At 66.0% G+C, this 935-nt stretch carries 1 protein-coding gene; it reads right to left on the bottom strand.

The features are described 5' to 3' along the window. Nucleotides 1-935: calcium-binding protein (locus tag QB898_RS13070; RefSeq protein ID WP_279525298.1), on the bottom strand; the 935-nt coding region annotated here is incomplete at both ends.

The raw sequence follows: 935 nt of genomic DNA on the forward strand, positions 1-935 counted from the left end.
TTCGGATCGGGGTTCGGTTTCGGATCGGGGTTCGGTTTCGGATCGGGGTTCGGTTTCGGATCGGGCTGCGTCGGTGTGTATTCAGGCAGTTGCAGTCCCAAGAACGCACTGCTGCCCCGGAAGAAGTCGCGCACGAGTACGTGGCCCGCGCTGCCTTGTCCTCCCGCGCTTGCACGTATGACCAGGTCCGCCCCTTGCCGCGTGAGGCGGGCTTTGCCGTCGCTGCTTTGCCATTGGTCTTTGCCTGTGGCCTTTACGCTTTCTCGCGTGAGGGCCGTGCCGTCAAACAGGAGGCTGCCTTGGCCGTCCTTGTCGGCAATGACGGTGCTGCCGCCTTGTTGCAGCATGCCGCTGTAGAGGTGGTAGGTGTCCTGGCCGCTTTGGTCGGTGATGGTGTCATTGCCTGCGCTGAGGTGGTAGGTGTCGTTTCCGCTTTCGTCGGTGAGGCGGTCGTCTCCCGCTCCGCCTGCAAAGGTGTCGTCTCCCACTCCGCCGTCCAGCCAGCTGCCGTCGCTGCCTGCGGCCAGCCGGTCGTCTCCTGCGCCGCCGTGCAGTTCGTCATGGCCGCTGCCGCCGATGAGGGTGTCATCGCCGTCTTCTCCGTAGAGCTGGTCTTGCTGGCCGTCGTCGTCGCTGGCGTCCAGGCTGTCGTGGCCTGCGCCGCCATAGAGCCTGTCATGGCCCGCGCCGGCATAAAGCTGGTCGTCTCCGCTGGCCGCGTGGGCAGGCATGTCTTGCGCGTCGTCTCCGTAGAGGGTGTCGTCGCCTTCGCCTCCGTAGAGGATGTCGTTGCCCGTCTGTCCGGCGATCCAGTCGTGGCCTGCGCCGCCGTCCAGGATGTCGTCGGCTCCGCCTTCGGCTACGCGCTGCTGCTGCATGAAGCTGATGCCCGCGCCCAGGGTGAAGCGGTAACCCGTTCCGTGCGGCTCGGCTTG

This window comes from Ottowia cancrivicina (assembly GCF_029813755.1).
GTDB classification, from domain to species: Bacteria; Pseudomonadota; Gammaproteobacteria; order Burkholderiales; family Burkholderiaceae_C; genus Ottowia; species Ottowia massiliensis.